This window comes from Streptomyces recifensis (genome assembly GCF_002154615.1).
In the GTDB taxonomy this organism is placed as follows: domain Bacteria; phylum Actinomycetota; class Actinomycetes; order Streptomycetales; family Streptomycetaceae; genus Streptomyces; species Streptomyces griseoluteus.
The window spans coordinates 1-1,021 of the sequence record NZ_MUNH01000658.1 but is presented as its reverse complement, the minus strand read 5'-3'; the positions used below and the strand labels follow the sequence as shown (position 1 = coordinate 1,021).

2 protein-coding genes are annotated in these 1,021 nt (G+C 67.0%); one reads left to right on the top strand and one right to left on the bottom strand.

Going from position 1 to position 1,021, the window contains the following annotated elements; genetic code table 11:
• The first annotated feature begins 35 nt into the window (after nucleotides 1–35).
• Nucleotides 36–635, top strand: coding sequence for a TetR/AcrR family transcriptional regulator (locus CCN33_RS27880; RefSeq protein WP_086694989.1), 600 nt, complete (start codon nucleotides 36–38; stop codon nucleotides 633–635).
• A 65-nt stretch (nucleotides 636–700) separates the two neighbouring features.
• On the opposite strand, the gene CCN33_RS27875 is transcribed toward CCN33_RS27880, so the two are convergent.
• The coding region (locus CCN33_RS27875) for a M23 family metallopeptidase (protein WP_086696176.1) at nucleotides 701–1,021 on the bottom strand (321 nt) is incomplete at its 5' end.

Below are 1,021 nucleotides of genomic sequence, written 5' to 3'. Positions count from 1 at the left end.
AAGTAAGTTTCCGCGGGAGCGGGGGGAGTACGAGGATGGGCGACACCATGGACGGCACCAAGCAGCAGCGCCGCGGGAACACCCGCCAGCGCATCCAGGACGTCGCGCTCGAGCTCTTCGCGGAACAGGGCTACGAGAAGACCTCACTGCGCGAGATCGCGGAGCACCTCGATGTCACCAAGGCGGCTCTCTACTACCACTTCAAGACCAAGGAAGAGATCATCGTCAGTCTCTTCGCGGACCTGACGCAGCCGATCGAGGACCTGATCGAGTGGGGGCGCAGCCAGCCGCACACCCTGGAGACCAAGCAGGAGATCGTACGGCGCTACAGCGCGGCACTGGCAGGGGCGCAGCCGCTCTTCCGGTTCATGCAGGAGAACCAGGCGACGGTGCGGGAGCTGCGCATCGGTGACACGTTCAAGGAACGCATGAAGGGCCTCAGGGACATCATCATCGATCCCGAGGCCGAGCTGGTGGACCAGGTCCGCTCGATCAGCGCGCTGTTCACCCTGCACGCCGGCATGTTCGTGATGGCGGACCTGGAAGGCGACCCCGAGAAGAAGCGCGAAGCGGTTCTCGAAGTCGCCGTGGATCTGGTGACGCAGGCGCACGAGGGCGCCCGAGGCAGGAGGTAGTCCGGACATCCGTGGTCCGGACTACCGGCGGTGGCCCGTGAGGGCCGGGGGCGGTGGCCCGGGGCTCAGACGTGGACGCCCTGGGTCCGCAGGAAGTTGACCGGGTTGACGGCCGAGCCGTAGTTCGGCGTCTTGCGGATCTCGAAGTGCAGGTGCGGGCCGGTGGAGTTACCGGTGCTGCCCGACAGGGCTATGTGCTGGCCGGTCTTGACGATCTGGCCGACCTTGACGTCGACACGAGACAGGTGGGCGTACTGCGAGTACAGACCGTTGCCGTGCTTGATGACGACGGCGTTGCCGTACGCGGGGCCGTCACCGGCGCCGTTCGGGCCGGCCTTGACGACGGTGCCGGCGTGGGCCGCGAGGACCTCGGTGCCGGTGGGCAC

Excerpts from the sequence above, each read along its gene's own strand:
- CCN33_RS27880 (WP_086694989.1), top strand. The coding sequence starts at position 36 with ATGGGCGACACCATGGACGGCACCAAGCAGCAGCGCCGCGGGAACACC.